This is a genomic window from Campylobacter sp. 2018MI01 (assembly GCF_018501205.1).
In the GTDB taxonomy this organism is placed as follows: domain Bacteria; phylum Campylobacterota; class Campylobacteria; order Campylobacterales; family Campylobacteraceae; genus Campylobacter_E.
Genome location: NZ_JAHCZE010000130.1, coordinates 1 through 647 on the forward strand (window position 1 = coordinate 1; position 647 = coordinate 647).

Annotated in this window: 1 protein-coding gene; it reads left to right on the forward strand. The window is 34.9% G+C overall.

Features of this window, described 5'->3' with window-relative positions; all coding sequences use genetic code 11:
- Window positions 1-376: hypothetical protein (locus tag KJQ97_RS09310; RefSeq protein WP_214120679.1), on the forward strand; the 376-nt coding region annotated here is incomplete at its 5' end.
- Window positions 377-647 lie beyond the last annotated feature (271 nt).

Below are 647 nucleotides of genomic sequence, written 5' to 3' on the forward strand. Positions count from 1 at the left end.
GCGTAAGACATTACCTCGTTTTAATTTAAGAGATATTTTTAAAATTTACGGATTGAATATTCAATTTACACAATGGAAAAAGCATAGGGACTTTCGATTTAATGACAATAAGGATTTTGCAATTTTCCACCCAGTTGAAACGGCCATAATAACCACGTCAGAACTTGATAAATTTAGGAAGGTATTGGCAAACTCAAAGGCTAAAAAGAATATACTGATAACTACTAATGATTTACATGATTATCCCAAGGAAATATATAATAATGTTGATGCAGTGCTAATTTTGGATACAACAGCTGCAAATGAAGAGAATAAACAAACCTATGCCACGATAAAAGCTAATTTAGCAGCTGGTGGTAAAGAAGAACCATATTGAGTGTGGTAAGTCTTACTGATTATTTTAGACGTGAAACAAAAATCAGGGTAGTTACTTGTATTTGCTACTGATGGCAGAATATTAATGTACAGGGAGAAGCGCGTCTCTTTACAGGCGGTGGCTTGGTTACTTGGTCAATAGCAGACCGTCCGCTTATATAGCAGCAAATAAGATAACAGATTTCCAAAATACTAACAAAATTCCATTGGAACAGTTACGGATTGAAGTTGAATCAGTCGGCACAGAATCCGATTACATATCTGTATCCACT